This window comes from Pseudomonas subflava, assembly GCF_023823685.1.
Classification (GTDB): domain Bacteria; phylum Pseudomonadota; class Gammaproteobacteria; order Pseudomonadales; family Pseudomonadaceae; genus Aquipseudomonas; species Aquipseudomonas subflava.
Genome location: NZ_JAMXBF010000007.1, coordinates 65,745 through 80,854 on the forward strand (window position 1 = coordinate 65,745; position 15,110 = coordinate 80,854).

The window sequence follows — 15,110 nt, forward strand, 5'->3', positions numbered from 1 at the left end:
TCGCCGCGCCGTTGCGGTTCCGCTGAAATCCCCTGCTAGGCGGCCATGCCGCGCAGGTGCAGCACGCCGAACAGCAGCACCAGCAGGCGCTCGCGCCAGGGTTGCGGCCGGCGGCTGAGGCGGCGGTGCAGCAGGGCGATCTCCAGCCCGTGCACCAGCAGCAGGGTCAGCGCGATCCAGCCCAAGTAGGCGCCGGCGAACGGCCAGGCGAGGTTGGCGAGCGCCAGCAACCAGAACAGCAGCAGCGCCGCCTTGGCGAACTTCAGCATGGAATTCTCCCTGTTCAGTGATAGAGGAAGCCGGGGCCGGGATGCTCGCGGCCGTCGTCGACGCCCACCTCCTGTGCCAGCAACTGGTTGAGCCGTGCGTTCAGCGGTTCGATCAGCGCGCGCTGGGCCTCGGGGCGTTCGGCGAGGTTGTTCAGCTCGTCGGGGTCGCTCCAGGTGTCGTACAGCTCGAGGTCGTTGCGGGCCGTCAGGGTGGCGAAGTCGGTCGGCGTGTGGTGGTCGGCAGCGGCAAAGTAGCGGGCGAACTTGTAGCGGCCGTCGTGCACACCGCGGAACAGCGCGCGGTTGTCCAGCGAGGGGCCGAGCTGCATCTGCGCCAGCGATTCCTGGATGATCGACCAGGGCGTGACCTGATCGTGGTCGCGCATCACCGCCTCGGTGAATTCCGGGTCGAGGTACATGACCACGCCGTAGTCGTACAGATGGCCGCGGCGGTCGCGCTCGGAGCGCTTGCTCGCGCCGCCGAGGCTTTCCGCCAGGCTGACGCCCGCGAGCTGCGGGTAACGCTCGGCCTGGGCCTCTGGCGCCAGCCCGGCCAGTTCCAGCACGGTGGGCACGATGTCCACCGTCGAGCCCAGCGCCTCGCTGGTGAACCCCTGGCGCACGTCCGGGTGACGGACGATGAAGTTAACCCGGGTGTTCTCCTTGTACATGTGCGGACCCTTCTGGCGCAGCTGGTGGGCGCCGGCCATCTCGCCGTGGTCGGCGGTGAGGATGACGATGGTGTCGTCGGCCAGGCCGCTGCTTTCCAGCGCCAGCAGCACCTGCTCGATGGACTGGTCGACGTCGCGCACGCAGTTCAGGTAGTAGCTCTGCAGGCCCTGCCAGGCCTGCTGGTCCTTGGGGTCGAGGTGGCCGTAGACGTTGTTGCACAGCGCCACGTCGGCGCGCTGAGCCCAGGGTTTGCGGCTCAGGTCCTCGGCGTAGAAGCTCTTCGGCAGCGGCAGGTCCCAGTGCTTCTCGTACAGCCCGGTGCTCGGCCCCGGCGAGATCGGCCCGAGGAAGTTGCTGCGCAGGCGCGAGCGTTCCTGCCGGATGCCGGAGCTGTAGAACATGATGTCGTGCGGGTTGACGAAATTGACCGCCAGGAACCAGGGCCGCTCATCGCCGCGATGCTCGTGCAGCCAGGCCACCGAGTCGCTGGCGGTGACCTTGTCGTAGATGAAGCCGGTCATCAGCGAGCCGTGCGGGTCGCCGTTCAGGTTGTAGTCGGCGAAGCCGTAGGCCAGCAAGGCATCGCGGGTCGGCTCGACCACGCCGTAGGTGAGGTTGCTCGACTGTTCGATGTGCGACAGGTGCCACTTGCCCTTGTAGGCCGTCAGGTAGCCCTGCTCGCGCAGCATGTGGCCGAGGGTCGGGACTTGCGGCGACAGCTCGCGGAACGGCGGCAGGCCGAGGTTGGCGGTGATCAGCGTGTGCTGCGTGTGCTGACCGGTGAACAGCACCGAGCGCGACGGCGAGCAGGGCGTGGTGTTGACGTGGAAGTTGCCCAGGCTCGCCGCGCCCTGCAGCAGGCGCTCGTGCCCGGGCAGGGGCACGGCGGACGGCAGGTCCCGATGGGCGCGTTGCTGGTCGGTGACGATCAGCAGGATGTTCGGCTTGCGCCCGGCCGGTCGCACCCGCGCCGGCGCGGCTTGCTGGCCCAGCACCGGGCCGGCGACGGCGGCGGCCGTCAGGCTGGCCGCGCGCTGCAACAGATCACGTCGTTTCATCGCTCTCTCCTCGCGGGTGCGGGCTCAGCGCACGGTCAGGCCGAACGGTTCGTCGCCGAAGTCGAAGCAGGCGAGGAAGGTCTTGATGTCCAGCAGGTTGCCGTCGACCTTCACGTCGCCCAGCAGCATGCCCTTGACCAGCCCGCCCTCGCCGGTCAGCAGGGTCTCCATGAAGCGCTTGTCCATGCTCAGCTTGAGCGGCGCGCCCTCGGGAATGCCCTGGTGCAGCTGCACCACGCCGCGGCGGATCTCCAGCGCCCACTGCTCGTTCACGTCGGGGAAGTCGAAGCCCAGCGTCAGCTCGACATCGCCGGCCTTCTCCGGGTCGATGCGGGTGATCCAGTTCTGCAGGAAGATCTGCGGGGTGAAGTTGCGCACCATGTCCGGCGACAGCAGCACCGCGCGCATGGCCACGGAGCGGTCGCGGATGTTCTCGGCGTCGAGCTTGCCTTCCAGCTCCATGGCGCTCATCAGGTACCAGTTGCGCCAGTTGATGTTCATGCTGGCGTAACCCAGCTTGCGGAAGGCGCGCGCCTTGATGTCGCGAGCCAGGGCGTCGTCGTGGTCCACGCGAATGGCATAGCCGGCGAGCTCGGCCGCCCATTGGTAGTCGCCTTTCAGGTACGCCTCGCCGGCGGCCAGCAGCACCTTGTCGCGGCCGCCCATCAGGGCGATCAGGCGTGCGGATTTCTCCTTCGGCGGGACCGGGTCGAGGTCCACCGGGTCGCCCTGGAACCAGCCCAGGTAGCCGTTGTAGATCTGCCGCACGCTGTGCTTCACCGTGCCGTAGTACTCACGCAGGTACGGGGTGTAGCCGGCCAGGTGCGGCGGCAGCTTGACCTTCTCGACCAGCTCGTCCGGCGTCAGGCCCTTGTTCATCCAGCGCACGGTCTGGTCGTGGATGTAGGCGATGCCGTCGCGGGTCATGCGCAGCACCTCCTCCACCTTGGCGGCGCCGGTCACCGGCTGGCCGTGCAGCGGCACCATGTACTCGGCGCGGAATTCACGCAGCTTGTCGAGGCTGGCCACCCACTGCACCGGGTCGCGGAACTTGGTGCCGCGCAGGGTGTGGATGTTCGGCAGGGTCGGCCCCTGATCCACCTCGGCGCTGATCAGCACCCGGTTCTGCGGCAGGAACAGGACGATCTCGTCCGGCGCCTCGCTGGGCGCGTGGAGGAAATGCACCGGCAGGCCGGCGATGATGGTGTCCAGGCGGTCCCTGAAGGTGACGGTGGGGGCGATGAAGGTCGACGGCTCGGGGGTGACGAGGGGGCCGATGCCGCCGTTCATTTCCTTCTCGTCGGCCGGCTCGAGGTAGGAGCCGAAGCTGTAGGCCGAGCGCACGCCGAGGATCGGCCCGACCAGCGCGCCCTGGGCCACGACGTTGGCCAGCAGGGTCTCGTGGGCGTAGATCTGCACCTCGCCCTTTTCCACCTGCTCGCGGCTGACGAAGGCCTGCACACCGTTGATGTGGTCCGGGTGGAAGTGGGTGTAGACCACCGCCTTGACCGGCTTGTCGCTGACCTTGCGGAACTCGGCCATGATCTTGCGCGACTCGCTGACCGACTCGCCGGTGTCGACGATGATCAGCCCTTCCGGCGCCTCGATCATCGCCACGTTGCCCAGTTGCCAGCCCACCGCCGAGTAGACGTTGTCGGCGACCTTGTAGAGCTTCTGGGCGAAGACCTTGGTGTGGGCGGCCAGCTCGGGGTGGATCGAGGGCTCGATGCGTTCGGCGGGCAGCTCGGCCTGGGCGGCGAATGGCAGGGCGGCGGCCAGCAGCAGGCCGCTGAAGCGACTGATGGAAGACATGGCAGGACTCTTGTTCTTGATGTGCTGGCAGGTTGGCAAAAGAGGATTGATACTTCCAATGCATTTCAATCCTTACAACGATGCAGCACGCGCATGAACGATCTTCGCCAGCTCCGCCATTTCGTCGCCCTCGCCGAGCACGGTCATTTCGCCCGTGCAGCCGAGGCCGTACACCTCAGCCAGCCGGCGCTCAGCCGCAGCATCCAGGCGCTGGAGAGCGGCCTGGGCTGCCGGCTGCTGGACCGTCATCCACGCGGCATCAGCCTCACCGCCCACGGCGAACTGGTGCTGGAACATGCCCGGCGCCTGCTCGCCGGCAGCCGTGCACTGAGCAATGCGGTCAGCCAGCTGGGCAACCTCGCCAGCGGCGAACTCCGCCTGGGCGCCGGTCCCTACCCCGCCGCGCGTCTGGTACCGCAGGCCATGGGCGCCTTCGCCGAACGCCACCCGCGGGTGCGCCTGCAGCTGTCCATCGACAACTGGCAGCAGCTGCGCACGCGCCTGCTGAACGACGAGATCGAGCTGTTCGTGGCCGACATCCGCGAACTCAGCGGCGACCCGCTGCTGGACGTGGAACCGCTGCGCAGTCATGCCGGCAAGCTGTTCTGCCACCCGCGGCATCCGCTGCTGCAGCGCGTACCGCTGCGCATGGCCGATCTGCTGGAATATCCGCTGGCCGCCACCCAGCTGCCCGAGGAGGTGATGGCGGCGCTCGGCGCGGACTTTCAGCCGAGCATCCAGTGCGACAACTTCATGGTGCTCAAGGAGCTGGTCTCCACCAGCCTGGTGATCAGCCTGGCGCCGTGGGACGTGATCGCCCAGGACGTGGCGTCAGGGCGTCTGGCGCCGCTGCCGCTGCAGCCGGGCGCCGTCCAGCACTCCGCCTACGGCATCGTCAGCCGCGCCGGGCACAGCCTGTCGCCGGGCGCGGCCGAACTGCGCCGCCTGCTGCTGGCGCAGGAAGCCACGGCCGAGCTCTAGCGCCGCACGCTCGCGCGGCGCGACAGCCGACTCAGCGTTGGCGCAGGCGGGCGGCGAGGGCGTCGATCCGGCGCAGGGCGAGGTGGATGTCGCGGCGGATGGAGGAACGCCGCAGGCGCGCGGGCTCTTCGGATTCCAACTGGAAGCGGGGGTCGAACGGGGCGTGGAACGCATTCATGGCGATTTCCTCATGCAATGGGGACAAGGCGCAGAAATTGTTCTTGTGGGGCGCGGGGGCGGGATCGGGCAGTCGATCAGCCGTGGCCTACTCTCCGCCGGCGCGTGGCGCGGGTCAATCCTCGCACGCTGCGGCCAGTCGCCGCATTCGGCTCCAGGCAGCGAGACAGAGCGGCCGGGACAATCCAGCGAAGCGCACTATAGTTGCTGACTCCCCCTTTCCCTCTCGCAAGGAGTTCCCATGAGCAACGTCCACCGTGTTGCCGTGCTGGTCGGCAGCCTGCGCAAGGCTTCGATCAACCGCAAGCTGGCGCAGACCCTGGCCGAGCTGGCGCCGCCGTCGCTGCAACTGGAGATCGTCGAGATCGGCGACCTGCCGCTGTACAACGAGGACATCGACGTGACGCCGCCGCCCGCGCCCTACAGCGCCTTTCGCGACAGCCTGAAGCAGGCCGATGCGGTGCTCTTCGTCACCCCGGAGTACAACCGCTCGGTGCCGGCGCCGATGAAGAACGCCATCGACGTAGGCTCGCGGCCCTACGGCCAGAGCGCATTCAGCGGCAAGCCGGCGGCCGTGATCAGCGCCTCGCCGGGCGCCATCGGCGGCTTCGGCGCCAACCACCACCTGCGCCAGTCGCTGGTGTTCCTCGACATGCCGGTGCTGCAGCAGCCGGAATCCTACCTGGGCGGCGCCGGCAGCTTCTTCGACGAGGCCGGCCAGCCCAGCGACAGCATCAAGGGCTTCCTGCAGAAGTTCATCGACACCTTCGCCCGCTGGGTCGAGATCCACAACCGGACCTGAGCCCGCTCGGCCGGGTCGCCCGACCCGGCTCCCTCGACGGGCGGCGAAATCCGTCGGAACCTTTGCCGCCTTCGCCCGGTCGGTCCTAAAACCCGTCGCGCTGCCGCGACGCCAGCACAGGACGCGCGACATGCCGAACCGGGCCCGCAGGACCGACACCTCACTCGCCGAACTCGAACACCTGCTGGGCCGTTATCACCGCGTGCGTGCCGCCACCGAGCGCCTCTGCGAGCCGCTGGAGCGCGAGGACTACGTGATCCAGAGCATGCCCGACGTGAGCCCGCCGAAGTGGCATCTGGCCCACGTCACCTGGTTCTTCGAGGCCTTCATCCTGCAGCCCTTCCTGCCCGGTTACCGACCGCTGGATGCGCGCTACGACCACCTCTTCAACTCCTACTACCAGACCCATGGCACGCCCTTCGAGCGCACCCGCCGCGGGCTGCTATCGCGGCCGACCGTGTGCGAGGTCTACGCCTACCGCAGCCACGTCGACCTGGCCATGGAGCAGCTGCTGACCCACCTCGGCGCCGACAGCGCCGACGAGGTGCTGCGGCGCGTCGAGCTGGGCCTGGAGCACGAGCAGCAGCACCAGGAACTGCTGCTGATGGACATCAAGCACATCCTCGCGCAGAACCCGCTGCGCCCGGCCTACCGGAGCGATCTCAAGCCCAACGCTGCAGCACCGGCCGCACCGCTGCGCTGGCTCGGCTACCCCGCCGGCGTGCGTCACGTCGGCCACGCCGGCGACGACTTCGCCTTCGACTGCGAGCGACCACGCCACCGCACCTTCGTCGACGCCTTCCAGCTGGCCAGCCGGCCGGTGAGCAACGGCGAGTACCTCGACTTCATCCGCGACGGCGGCTACGGCAACATCGCCCTGTGGCTGTCCGACGGCTGGGACCACATCCAGCGGGCCGGCTGGCAGGCGCCGCTGTACTGGCAGCGCGAGGGCGACGACTGGCTGGAGCTGACCCTGGGCGGCCCGCGCGACCTGGACCTCGACGCGCCGGTCTGCCACCTGAGCTATTTCGAGGCCGAGGCCTTCGCCGCCTGGGCCCAGGCCCGCCTGCCACGCGAGGAGGAATGGGAGGTCGCCGCCCAGGACGAACCGCTGTGGGGCAACTTCGTCGAGAACGATCACCTGCAGCCGGTCGCCGGCGGTGCGGTCGAGGGGCTGCAGCAGCTCTACGGCGACGTCTGGGAATGGACCGCCAGCGCGTTTCGCCCCTACCCCGGCTTTCGCCCGCTGCCCGGCAGCCTGGGCGAGTACAACGGCAAGTTCATGTCCGGGCAGATGGTCCTGCGCGGCGGCAGCTGCGTCACCCCCGAAGACCACGTGCGCCCCACCTACCGCAACTTCTTCTACCCCACCATGCGCTGGCAGTTCGCCGGCCTGCGCCTGGCCAAGGAGGTCTGACCCATGGCATTGGCAATCCGCGTCCACGAACAGTCCCTGAGCCCCGATCAGGCGGCCCTGCGCGACGAGGCCCTGCTGGGCTTCGCCGCCAGCCCTAAATCCATGTCGCCGAAGTTCTTCTACGATCACGCCGGCTCCCAGCTGTTCGAGCTGATCTGCCGCCAGCCCGAGTACTACCCGACCCGCACCGAGGAAACCATCCTGCGCCTGGCGGCGGCCAACATCGCCGCGCTGGCGGGGCGCAATGTCAGCCTGATCGAACTGGGCAGCGGCGCCAGCCGCAAGATCCGCCTGCTGCTGGAGTCGCTGCGCCCGGCGCGCTACCTGGGCATCGACATCTCCCGCGAATTCCTCCACGCCAGCACCCATCGCCTGGCCGCCGACTACCGCTGGCTGGACGTGCACGCGCTGTGCGCCGACTTCAGCCAGCCGCTGAAGCTGCCGGCCGAGGCGCTGGGCGGGCAGCCGCTGGCCTTCTTCCCCGGCTCGAGCATCGGCAACTTCGACCCCGAGCAGGCCCGCGACTTCCTGCGCAACCTGCACCAGGCGCTGCCGGTCGGCAGCGGCCTGCTGATCGGCGTCGACCTGGTCAAGGACCGTGCAGTGCTGGAGCGCGCCTACAACGACGAGGCCGGCGTGACCGCGCTGTTCAACCTCAACCTGCTGGAGCGCATCCGCCGCGAGCTGGACAGCGACATCGACCCGCGCCGCTTCCAGCACCGCGCGTTCTACAACGAGGCCGAATCGCGCATCGAGATGCACCTGGTCAGCCCGCAGGCGCAGCAGGTGCGCATCGAAAACCGCGTGTTCGACTTCGCCGCCGGCGAGAGCCTGCACACCGAGAACTCCTACAAGTACACCCCGGCCAGCTTCCGCGAGCTGGCGGCCGACTGCGGCTTCGCCTCGGCGGCGATGTGGCGCGACCCCGCGCAGCTGTTCAGCGTCCACTTCCTGCGCCGCGAATAGGCGGGCGCCGGGGTTGCCAGATCGGCGCGCGGCTGCAACGCTCGGACGATATTGCCGCCGCGAGGATCGACCATGAGCACCATGACCCTGTTCCACTCCCCCGCTTCGCCGTTCGTGCGCAAGGTGATGGTCCTGCTCCACGAAACGGGGCAGACCGAGCGGGTGGCCCTGCACGAGGTGCAGCTGTCGCCGGTCGCGCCCCATCCCGCGGTGATCGAGGGCAATCCGGCCGGCAAGATCCCCGCCCTGCGCCTGGCCGACGGCAGCGTGCTGCACGACAGCCGGGTGATCCTCGACTACCTCGACAGCCAGCACGTGGGCGAGCCGCTGATCCCCACCGGTACCGCCCGCTGGCGCCACCTGACCCTGGCCTCGCTGGCCGACGCCATCCTCGACGCCGCCGTGCTGCTGCGCTACGAGACCTTCCTGCGCCCCGAGGAAAAACGCTGGGACGCCTGGCAGCAGGCCCAGCAGGACAAGATCGAACGGGCCCTCGCCCACTTCGAGCACGACTGCCTGGCCGAGCTCGCCAGCCGCTTCGACATCGCCGCCATCGGCCTGGCCTGCGCCCTCGGCTATCTCGATTTCCGCCAGCCCCAGCTGGCCTGGCGCGAACGCTTCCCGGGCCTGGCCGGCTGGTACGCGGAGGTCAGCCAGCGGCCATCGATGCAGGCGACAGTGCCGCGCTGATCAGCGCAGGCGCTGCAGCTCCTTCGGCACCGTATAGCGCTCAGTGTCGTGCAGAGTCGGTGAACATCTTCATGCAGACCTGCCCCTCATCCGAAGTAGCCCAACACGATCAGCCCCTCGCGTGGCAACAGCAGCAGGGCGCCTTCGGGCTTGGTGCTGTAGTAGCCACCTTTTGCCCGGGCGGCCTCACCGATTCGCGCGGCCAGCTCCTCGTCGGCGTCGACGCATTGCAGGCCGAGGAAGATGGGGCTGATCGCCTCGTCCTCGTCACCCGCGGTCGGCGTGGGTTGCCAGGGCGCGAAGTGGTGGTACTCGCTCGTATAGCCGCGGGCCTGCCGCGCGTCGTGCAATGCCTCCAGGCCCTCGCGCAGCAGGCGCATACGCAGGGTCGGCGACATGCGCAGCACCGCCACGCCGCAGCCCTCACGAATCCCGCTCTCGCTGCCAATCAGCACCACGCCGTCCACCTCCAGCTGCGCCGGCAGCGAGTCGATGGCGTCGCTGCGCTCGCTCATCTTGAAGACCAGGTAGATCAGCAACAGCAGCCACAAAATAAGCAGCACGGCGCGGTACAGCAACCTGCCGAGCACCCATAGCACGGACATCGCCCGACTCATGGCAGCCACCCGTGGCCGTAGTACAGCCAGACCAGCGCCAGCACGATCGCGCCCAACGCCGCGCCGAATCGCCATCGTCGCCCATGAGGCGCGACCGGGCGCCATACATAGGGCGCCTGCAGGACCAGCGCCAGCGCGGCCAGCGGCGTGAAGAAGGCATTGAACGGCCAGGACGGCAGCAGCGTTCCCAATGCCACGGCCAGCAGATAGGCCAGCGTGCTGCCGGCCATCAGCCCCACGGTGAAATGCCAGGCGCCAAGGGGTTTCAACGACATGGCGGAGCCTCCCGACGGAACGACTTGCGCACAGAGCCCTGCGGCGGAAACAACCGGGCGATGCGCCGCGCCAGCAGATGCCCCAGACGCGCCTCCTCGCGCAAACCGACATGCCCGCTCATGCGCGGTACCACAGGCGGAAGAAGCCGGCGGCCAGCAGCAGGGCGATCTGCGCCAGGGCCACGCACAGCTGCAGGAACGACTGCACGTCGGCGTTGCCGGGCACGCCGGTCAGGCTTTCCCAGAAGCCGCCCGGCAGCAGCGCCAGGGCGACGCTGGCCAGCGGACGGCCGCTGACATTGAGGCCGTGGATCAGGTCGAACTGACCGAAGAACATCAGGCCGATCAGGAGCACTCCGGCCACCACCAGGCCGAGGGCGAAACAGGCGGAAAACTGCATGAACAGACGGATCATGGTGAATACCTCGCAAGGCGCGGCCAGGGCCGCGCCGGTCGGGAGTCAGGCGATGGTCGTGGCCGGCTTGGCGACGCCGTACCAGTCGAGCTTGCGGGTCAGCACCATCACCGCGGCGAGCAGGCCGAACACCAGCAGCGAGCCCATCAGCAGGGCGTAGTCCTCGGCGGAGAGCAGCGCATAAAGCATCGCGTAGAGCCCGGCCAGCGCCGCGGTGAAGCCGGCGCCGCGCAACCAGCTGTGCAGCACGTGGCTGACGTAGAAGCCGATCAGCAGCACGCAGGCCGAGGCCGCCAGCGCATAGGCCCGGGCGAAGGCCATGTGTTCGGCCAGCGACAGCAGCAACAGGTAGAACATCGCCAGCGACAGGCCGACCAGGCCGTACTGCACCGGGTGCACGGCCAGGCGCTTGAGCACCTCGAAGAGGAAGAAGCCGGCGAAGGTCAGGGCGATGAACAGCAGCGCGTATTTCAGCGCGCGGTCGCTCTTCAGGTACTGGTCGACCGGGTCGACGAAGCTAACGCCGAACTGGCGGGTCATGAACGCATGGCACTCGCCGCTGCTGGCGCACTCGTTCAAGGCCTCCTCCATGTTGGTGGCGAAGAAGCTGGTCTGCCAGCGCGCGGTGAAGCCCTCGGCGCCGATCTCGCGCTCGCTCGGCAGGTACTCGCCAATGAAGCTCGGATGCGGCCAGTCGGCCTTCAGGTCGACCAGGGTCTCGCGGCCCACCGGGGCGATGCCCAGCTCGCCGGTGCCCTGCAGCAACAGGTCGAAGGCGAACTCCAGGCGTTGGCCCTGATGTATGTCGGCTACTGCCATCGGCAGCGGCGCGTGTACGCCGGCGCCGAGCATCGGGTCGGCGCTGCCCGGCTGGAACGGCAACCGGCGCTCGCCCTGTTCCAGCACCAGGTTGTTCTTGATGCCGCGAATGTCGCTGATGCCGACGCTGACGAAGGGCTCGCCGAAACGGTAGTCGCCGACGTCCTCGGTCACGCCGAAGTTGGCCGGCACCTCGAAGTGGCCGGCGAGGCGGCTGTTGCTGTGGAACAGGCGCGCCTGGTAGATACCGCGGGCGCGCAGCTCGGTGCCGATCTCGCCGCCGATGGCCAGGCGCTCCGGCAGGAGGTAGATGCGCCCGCCCACTTCGCTCTCCTCCAGGTAGCGCTCGCCGGTCTTGTCGTGGGTCTTCCAGGTGCGCAGGGTCTTGCGGTAGGGCACCACCAGCAGCGGGCCGGTGATCTTCTGGCTGTGGCTGGAGCTGCGGGCGATGTCTTGCAGCACGTCGTCGCGCAGGCTCTGACGCTCGTCGATCATGCCGTCGATCATGATGATCGGGATCATCAGCAGCAGGATCAGCGCGGCGATGGCGCCGAGCTTGATCAGCAGGTTGCGGTTCATATGGGTGACTCTCCTTGGTTGGACCGTGGGGAGAGTCTCGACGGCGCCCGTGGCGGCACCGTGCGCGGTATGTGGAGGCTGTGTGGAATTTGTGTGGCGACCGAGGTGCGAAGGCCCCGCGGCCGAATCACCCCTCACCCAGCGGGAGAGGGGAAGAAACGGCGGTCGCTATTGCTCGCCGCGGATGTACTGCTCCAGCTGCTGGATGAGGCTGGCCTGGTCGTCGATGGTCTGCTTGACCAGGTCGCCGATCGACAGCATGCCGATCAGCTCGCCCTCGGCCACCACCGGCAGGTGGCGCAGGCGGCGGTCGGTCATCAGTTGCAGGCAGTGCTGCACGCTATCGCGCGGGCTGACGGTGATCACGTCGGCGGTCATGATGTCGGCGACCTTGGCGTCGAACGCCGCGCTCTCCAGCTCGGCCAATTTGCGCACATAGTCGCGCTCGCTGACGATGCCCGCCAGGCGCCCGCCGCTCAGCACCAGCAGCGCACCGATCTTCTTCTCGGCCAGCTGCTTGACCGCCTCGAGCACCGAGGCCTCGGGGGCGATGTGGTGCACATAGGCACTGGGCTTGGTTCTGAGCAGTTCCGCAACGGTCTTCATGCAACGCCTCCCCGGGCTGTCTGTTGTTCTGCGCCGGGCAGAATCCTTGCCCGGCCAGGGAAGAATAGCCCAGCTCAGTCGAGGCTCCGTTGCAAGGCCGGCAGATCGAGCTGCGCCACCGCCTCGCGCAGCTTCAGGCCCAGCACGCGGTCGTTGAGAAAGCCCTTGTTGACCACGCTGATGGTCAGCAGCTGCACGCTGCTCGGCGGCAGACCGGGCTGGAAGTAGTCGGGGGCGAAGGTCACGTAGTACACCGCGCCGGGTTCGCCGCAGGCGGCGAACAGCCCGCGCGAGCCGCTGCTCTGGCAGGTCGGCGAACGCCGCTCGGCCTCGCTCATGCCGTTCAGCGACGCCTGCTTCTGCGCCACGCTGCCCTGCCACTGGTGGATGAACTGCTCCAGCTGGTGGCGACTCTCGGCGTCCGTGGCCTCGGCCAGCTGCTTCTGCAGCAGCGCGATGTGTGCGTGCTCGCCGGCGATGAGCCCCTCCAGATAGCGCTGCCGGCTGATGTGGGCGAACGGCTTGCGGCCGGGCTTGTGCACCACCACCACGTCCTTGCTGCCAATCTGCAGCACCGGCATGCCCTGCAGGCGCCGCGGCTTGACCGCCAGCTGGTAGTAGTCGCCCAGGGCGTCCTTGCCGACGCCGTAGCCGAACAGCGCGGCCTGGTCGTTGACCCGCAGTTCGATGGCCGGGCCTTCACCGAGGCCGCGCCAGGCGCCGCTCGGGTCACGCTCACTGCGCGCCGGGTCGATGCGCCGCACCAGCAGGTGCGCCCAACCGCCGGACGGGGCGCCGGCCAGCGCGGCCGGCTGCTCGAACAGACGCGCGCTCTGGTTGATGGCGAAGCCGCGCAAAGGCGCCAGCGCGGGCGTGCCACGCAGCTGGCCGAGCAGCCGTTCCAGGCGCCCGCGCAGCGCCGGCACCTGGGCCTTGGGCAGCGGGCTGCCCTGGATGTCGAAGCCCACCGGGGCAACGGCACCGGGCGCGTCGATCAGGCCATCGGCGGCCAGCGCCCCGCCGGCGAGCAGCAGGCCCGGCAGCAGGCAGGCAAAGCGGCTGCGCATCACCAGACCTCGGCGTCTTCGCCGGCCGGCTCGGCAGAGTTGGAAGGCGAACTGGCCGGCGCATCCGCCGCGCTGCCGGCGTAGCCCGCATCCTGGCTCTGGCCGGAATTCTGTGCGCTCTGGGTGGCGACCTGCACGGCCTTGACCGCCAGGCCCTGGTCGGCGCTGCTGAGCGAGGTTTCCTGCATGGCGCGGCTGAGCACGTCGCCGAGCAGGGCGTTCTGCCCGGAACCGGTGCAACCGGCGAGGGAGGTGGCGAGAAGCAACAGCGAAAGAATGCGGGTCATGATGGCTCCTGGAACGTGGCGGCCGGCAAAGCCGGCCAGGTCGGGGAGCCACAGTCTGTTCGGCCAGCGTTCGCGGAGCGTTCAGGCCGGCAGCAGCAGGCTCGCGCGCACGCCGTCCGGTACGTTGCTCAGGCGCAGTTCGCCGCCGTGCAGCAGCGCCACTTCCTGCACGAAGTTGAGGCCCAGGCCGGTGCTCTTGCGCCCGTTGCCCGGCCGCGGCAGCGAGTAGAAGCGCTCGGTCAGGCGCGGCAGGGCGTAGTCGGGAATCGCCTCGCCCTGGTTGAACAGGGCCAGCTCCAGGCGACCGTCGTGCCGCTCGGCGGTGAAGCGCAGCAGACCGCCGGCCGGGGTGAAGTCGAGGGCATTGTCCAGCAGGTTGGCCAGCGCCTGGCGCAGCAGGAAGCGCTCGCCCTGCACGGCGAGATCGGCTGCGATGCGGTTCTCCACCCGCAGCCCGGCGGCCTGGATGCGCGCCGCCTGGGCCTGCAGCAGCTCGTCGGCGAGCGCGTGCAGCGGCACCGCGACGCGCTCTTCCAGCCCCTGGCGCTGCTCGACCTGGGCCAGGTTGAGCAGGCGCTCGATCAGTTGCTGCAGGCGCGCGCCCTCGCCGGCGATGTTGGCCACGAAGCGCTGGCGCTGCTCGGCCGGCATCTCGCCCTCGAGCAGCTCGGCGGCGCCGCGGATGGCCGCCAGCGGGCTCTTCAGCTCGTGGGTCAGGGTGTGCACGTACTGCTCGACATAGGCCTTGCCTTCCAGCTCGGTGCGCATCTTCTGCACCGCCTGGGCCAGCTGCTTGAGCTCGCCGCCGCGCAGTTCCGGCAGCTCGGCCCGCTCGCCACGGCTGACGGCGCCGGCATAGCGGGTCAGCTGGCGCAACGAGCCGCTGAGCCACCACGACAGCACGCCGCCGATCAACAGGCCGAGGGCGATCAACCCGGCGCCGAGCCAGCCCAGGCGGCGCTGGGAGCGCTCGATATAGGGCTGCAGCGAGCTGTTCGGCTTGGCCACCGAAACCACGCCGATGATCCGCTCGCCGTCGCGGATCGGCGCCGCCACGTACATCACCGAGCTGTTCTCGTCGTCCGGGTTCTCGCGGGTGGAGCGGGCGCCGTACTCGCCGCGCAGGGTCAGGTAGACGTCGTTCCAGCGCGAGTAGTCCTGGCCGACGGCGGCGCCGCTGGAGTCGAGCAGGACGATGCCACGGGCGTCGGTGACGTAGATACGGTGGTTCACCGCGCGCTTCTCCACGCCCCAGATCTGCGCCTGCGGCTGGCGCCGGCCGTAGGATTCGAGCAGCGCGGGCAGGCGGCCCTGTGTGAGGCTGCCGCTCTTCACCTCGTCGCGGAGGATCTCGGCCAGCAGGTTGGCGGTGTCCACCAGCGTCTCTTCGGTGGACTGGCGCACGCCGGGGCGGATCTCGTCCATCACCGTGCTGAGCACGAACCAGCCGGCCAGGCCGACGAACAGGAAGTACACCAGGAAGATGCGAACCCCTAGCGGCACGGGCTAATTCCCCAGCGAGGCATGAGCATGAATGACGTCCTTGTACGAGAGCGCCGGGCGGCTGTCGCCGGCCATCCGGCTTCGATGGCAGAATAGCG

At 68.9% G+C, this 15,110-nt stretch carries 17 protein-coding genes; 5 read left to right on the plus strand and 12 right to left on the minus strand.

Features of this window, described 5'->3' with window-relative positions; genetic code table 11:
• Positions 1-35: 35 nt before the first annotated feature.
• From NF616_RS11700 to NF616_RS11710, 3 genes are read right to left on the minus strand one after another with little or no spacing between them, the layout of a single operon-like run.
• A complete protein-coding gene (locus tag NF616_RS11700; protein WP_252273456.1) occupies positions 36-269 on the minus strand; it encodes a DUF1145 domain-containing protein in 234 nt (77 codons plus the stop codon).
• A 14-nt stretch (positions 270-283) separates the two neighbouring features.
• A complete protein-coding gene (locus NF616_RS11705) occupies positions 284-1,999 on the minus strand; it encodes a sulfatase family protein (RefSeq protein ID WP_252273457.1) in 1,716 nt (571 codons plus the stop codon).
• A 24-nt stretch (positions 2,000-2,023) separates the two neighbouring features.
• The gene (locus NF616_RS11710) at positions 2,024-3,811 is read right to left on the minus strand and encodes an alkyl/aryl-sulfatase (protein WP_252273458.1); all 1,788 of its coding nucleotides are present in this window, start codon (positions 3,809-3,811) and stop codon (positions 2,024-2,026) included.
• Positions 3,812-3,904: 93 nt separating this feature from the next.
• On the opposite strand from NF616_RS11710, the gene NF616_RS11715 reads away from it, so the two are divergent.
• A complete protein-coding gene (locus NF616_RS11715; RefSeq protein ID WP_252273459.1) occupies positions 3,905-4,792 on the plus strand; it encodes a LysR family transcriptional regulator in 888 nt (295 codons plus the stop codon).
• A 31-nt stretch (positions 4,793-4,823) separates the two neighbouring features.
• On the opposite strand, the gene NF616_RS11720 is transcribed toward NF616_RS11715, so the two are convergent.
• Positions 4,824-4,970: a hypothetical protein gene (locus NF616_RS11720; RefSeq protein WP_252273460.1), complete on the minus strand. Its 147-nt coding sequence runs from the start codon at positions 4,968-4,970 to the stop codon at positions 4,824-4,826.
• Positions 4,971-5,210: 240 nt separating this feature from the next.
• On the opposite strand from NF616_RS11720, the gene NF616_RS11725 reads away from it, so the two are divergent.
• The 4 genes from NF616_RS11725 (at position 5,211) to NF616_RS11740 (ending at position 8,844) form a co-directional block, all read left to right on the plus strand.
• Positions 5,211-5,771 (plus strand): NADPH-dependent FMN reductase, encoded by a 561-nt coding sequence (locus NF616_RS11725; protein ID WP_252273461.1) that lies wholly within the window; start codon positions 5,211-5,213, stop codon positions 5,769-5,771.
• 130 nt (positions 5,772-5,901) lie between these two features.
• On the plus strand, positions 5,902-7,188 hold the full coding sequence (egtB, locus tag NF616_RS11730; RefSeq protein WP_252273462.1) for an ergothioneine biosynthesis protein EgtB: 1,287 nt from the start codon (positions 5,902-5,904) through the stop codon (positions 7,186-7,188).
• Positions 7,189-7,191: 3 nt separating this feature from the next.
• Complete coding sequence (gene egtD / locus NF616_RS11735; RefSeq protein ID WP_252273463.1) at positions 7,192-8,154, plus strand: L-histidine N(alpha)-methyltransferase; 963 nt, start codon at positions 7,192-7,194, stop codon at positions 8,152-8,154.
• Between the two features lie 72 nt (positions 8,155-8,226).
• Positions 8,227-8,844 carry a glutathione S-transferase gene (locus NF616_RS11740; RefSeq protein WP_252273464.1) on the plus strand — a complete coding sequence of 206 codons (618 nt, stop codon included), beginning with the start codon at positions 8,227-8,229 and terminating at the stop codon, positions 8,842-8,844.
• A gap of 86 nt (positions 8,845-8,930) precedes the next feature.
• Here NF616_RS11740 and NF616_RS11745 read toward each other — a convergent pair whose 3' ends face one another.
• From NF616_RS11745 to creC, 8 genes are all read right to left on the minus strand, one after another.
• Positions 8,931-9,449 (minus strand): hypothetical protein, encoded by a 519-nt coding sequence (locus NF616_RS11745; protein ID WP_252273465.1) that lies wholly within the window; start codon positions 9,447-9,449, stop codon positions 8,931-8,933.
• Positions 9,450-9,457: 8 nt separating this feature from the next.
• Complete coding sequence (locus tag NF616_RS11750) at positions 9,458-9,736, minus strand: hypothetical protein (RefSeq protein WP_252273466.1); 279 nt, start codon at positions 9,734-9,736, stop codon at positions 9,458-9,460.
• A 118-nt stretch (positions 9,737-9,854) separates the two neighbouring features.
• The gene (locus NF616_RS11755; protein WP_286675022.1) at positions 9,855-10,151 is read right to left on the minus strand and encodes a hypothetical protein; all 297 of its coding nucleotides are present in this window, start codon (positions 10,149-10,151) and stop codon (positions 9,855-9,857) included.
• Between the two features lie 45 nt (positions 10,152-10,196).
• On the minus strand, positions 10,197-11,549 hold the full coding sequence (creD, locus tag NF616_RS11760) for a cell envelope integrity protein CreD (protein ID WP_252273467.1): 1,353 nt from the start codon (positions 11,547-11,549) through the stop codon (positions 10,197-10,199).
• 168 nt (positions 11,550-11,717) lie between these two features.
• Positions 11,718-12,155, minus strand: coding sequence for a CBS domain-containing protein (locus NF616_RS11765; RefSeq protein WP_252273468.1), 438 nt, complete (start codon positions 12,153-12,155; stop codon positions 11,718-11,720).
• Positions 12,156-12,229: 74 nt separating this feature from the next.
• Positions 12,230-13,222 carry a hypothetical protein gene (locus tag NF616_RS11770; RefSeq protein WP_252273469.1) on the minus strand — a complete coding sequence of 331 codons (993 nt, stop codon included), beginning with the start codon at positions 13,220-13,222 and terminating at the stop codon, positions 12,230-12,232.
• Positions 13,222-13,509, minus strand: coding sequence for a hypothetical protein (locus NF616_RS11775; RefSeq protein WP_252273470.1), 288 nt, complete (start codon positions 13,507-13,509; stop codon positions 13,222-13,224). Before NF616_RS11775 ends, NF616_RS11770 begins: the two co-directional genes overlap by 1 nt.
• 81 nt (positions 13,510-13,590) lie before the next feature.
• Positions 13,591-15,012, minus strand: a complete 1,422-nt coding sequence (gene creC / locus NF616_RS11780; RefSeq protein WP_252273471.1) for a two-component system sensor histidine kinase CreC — start codon at positions 15,010-15,012, stop codon at positions 13,591-13,593.
• Positions 15,013-15,110: the final 98 nt, after the last annotated feature.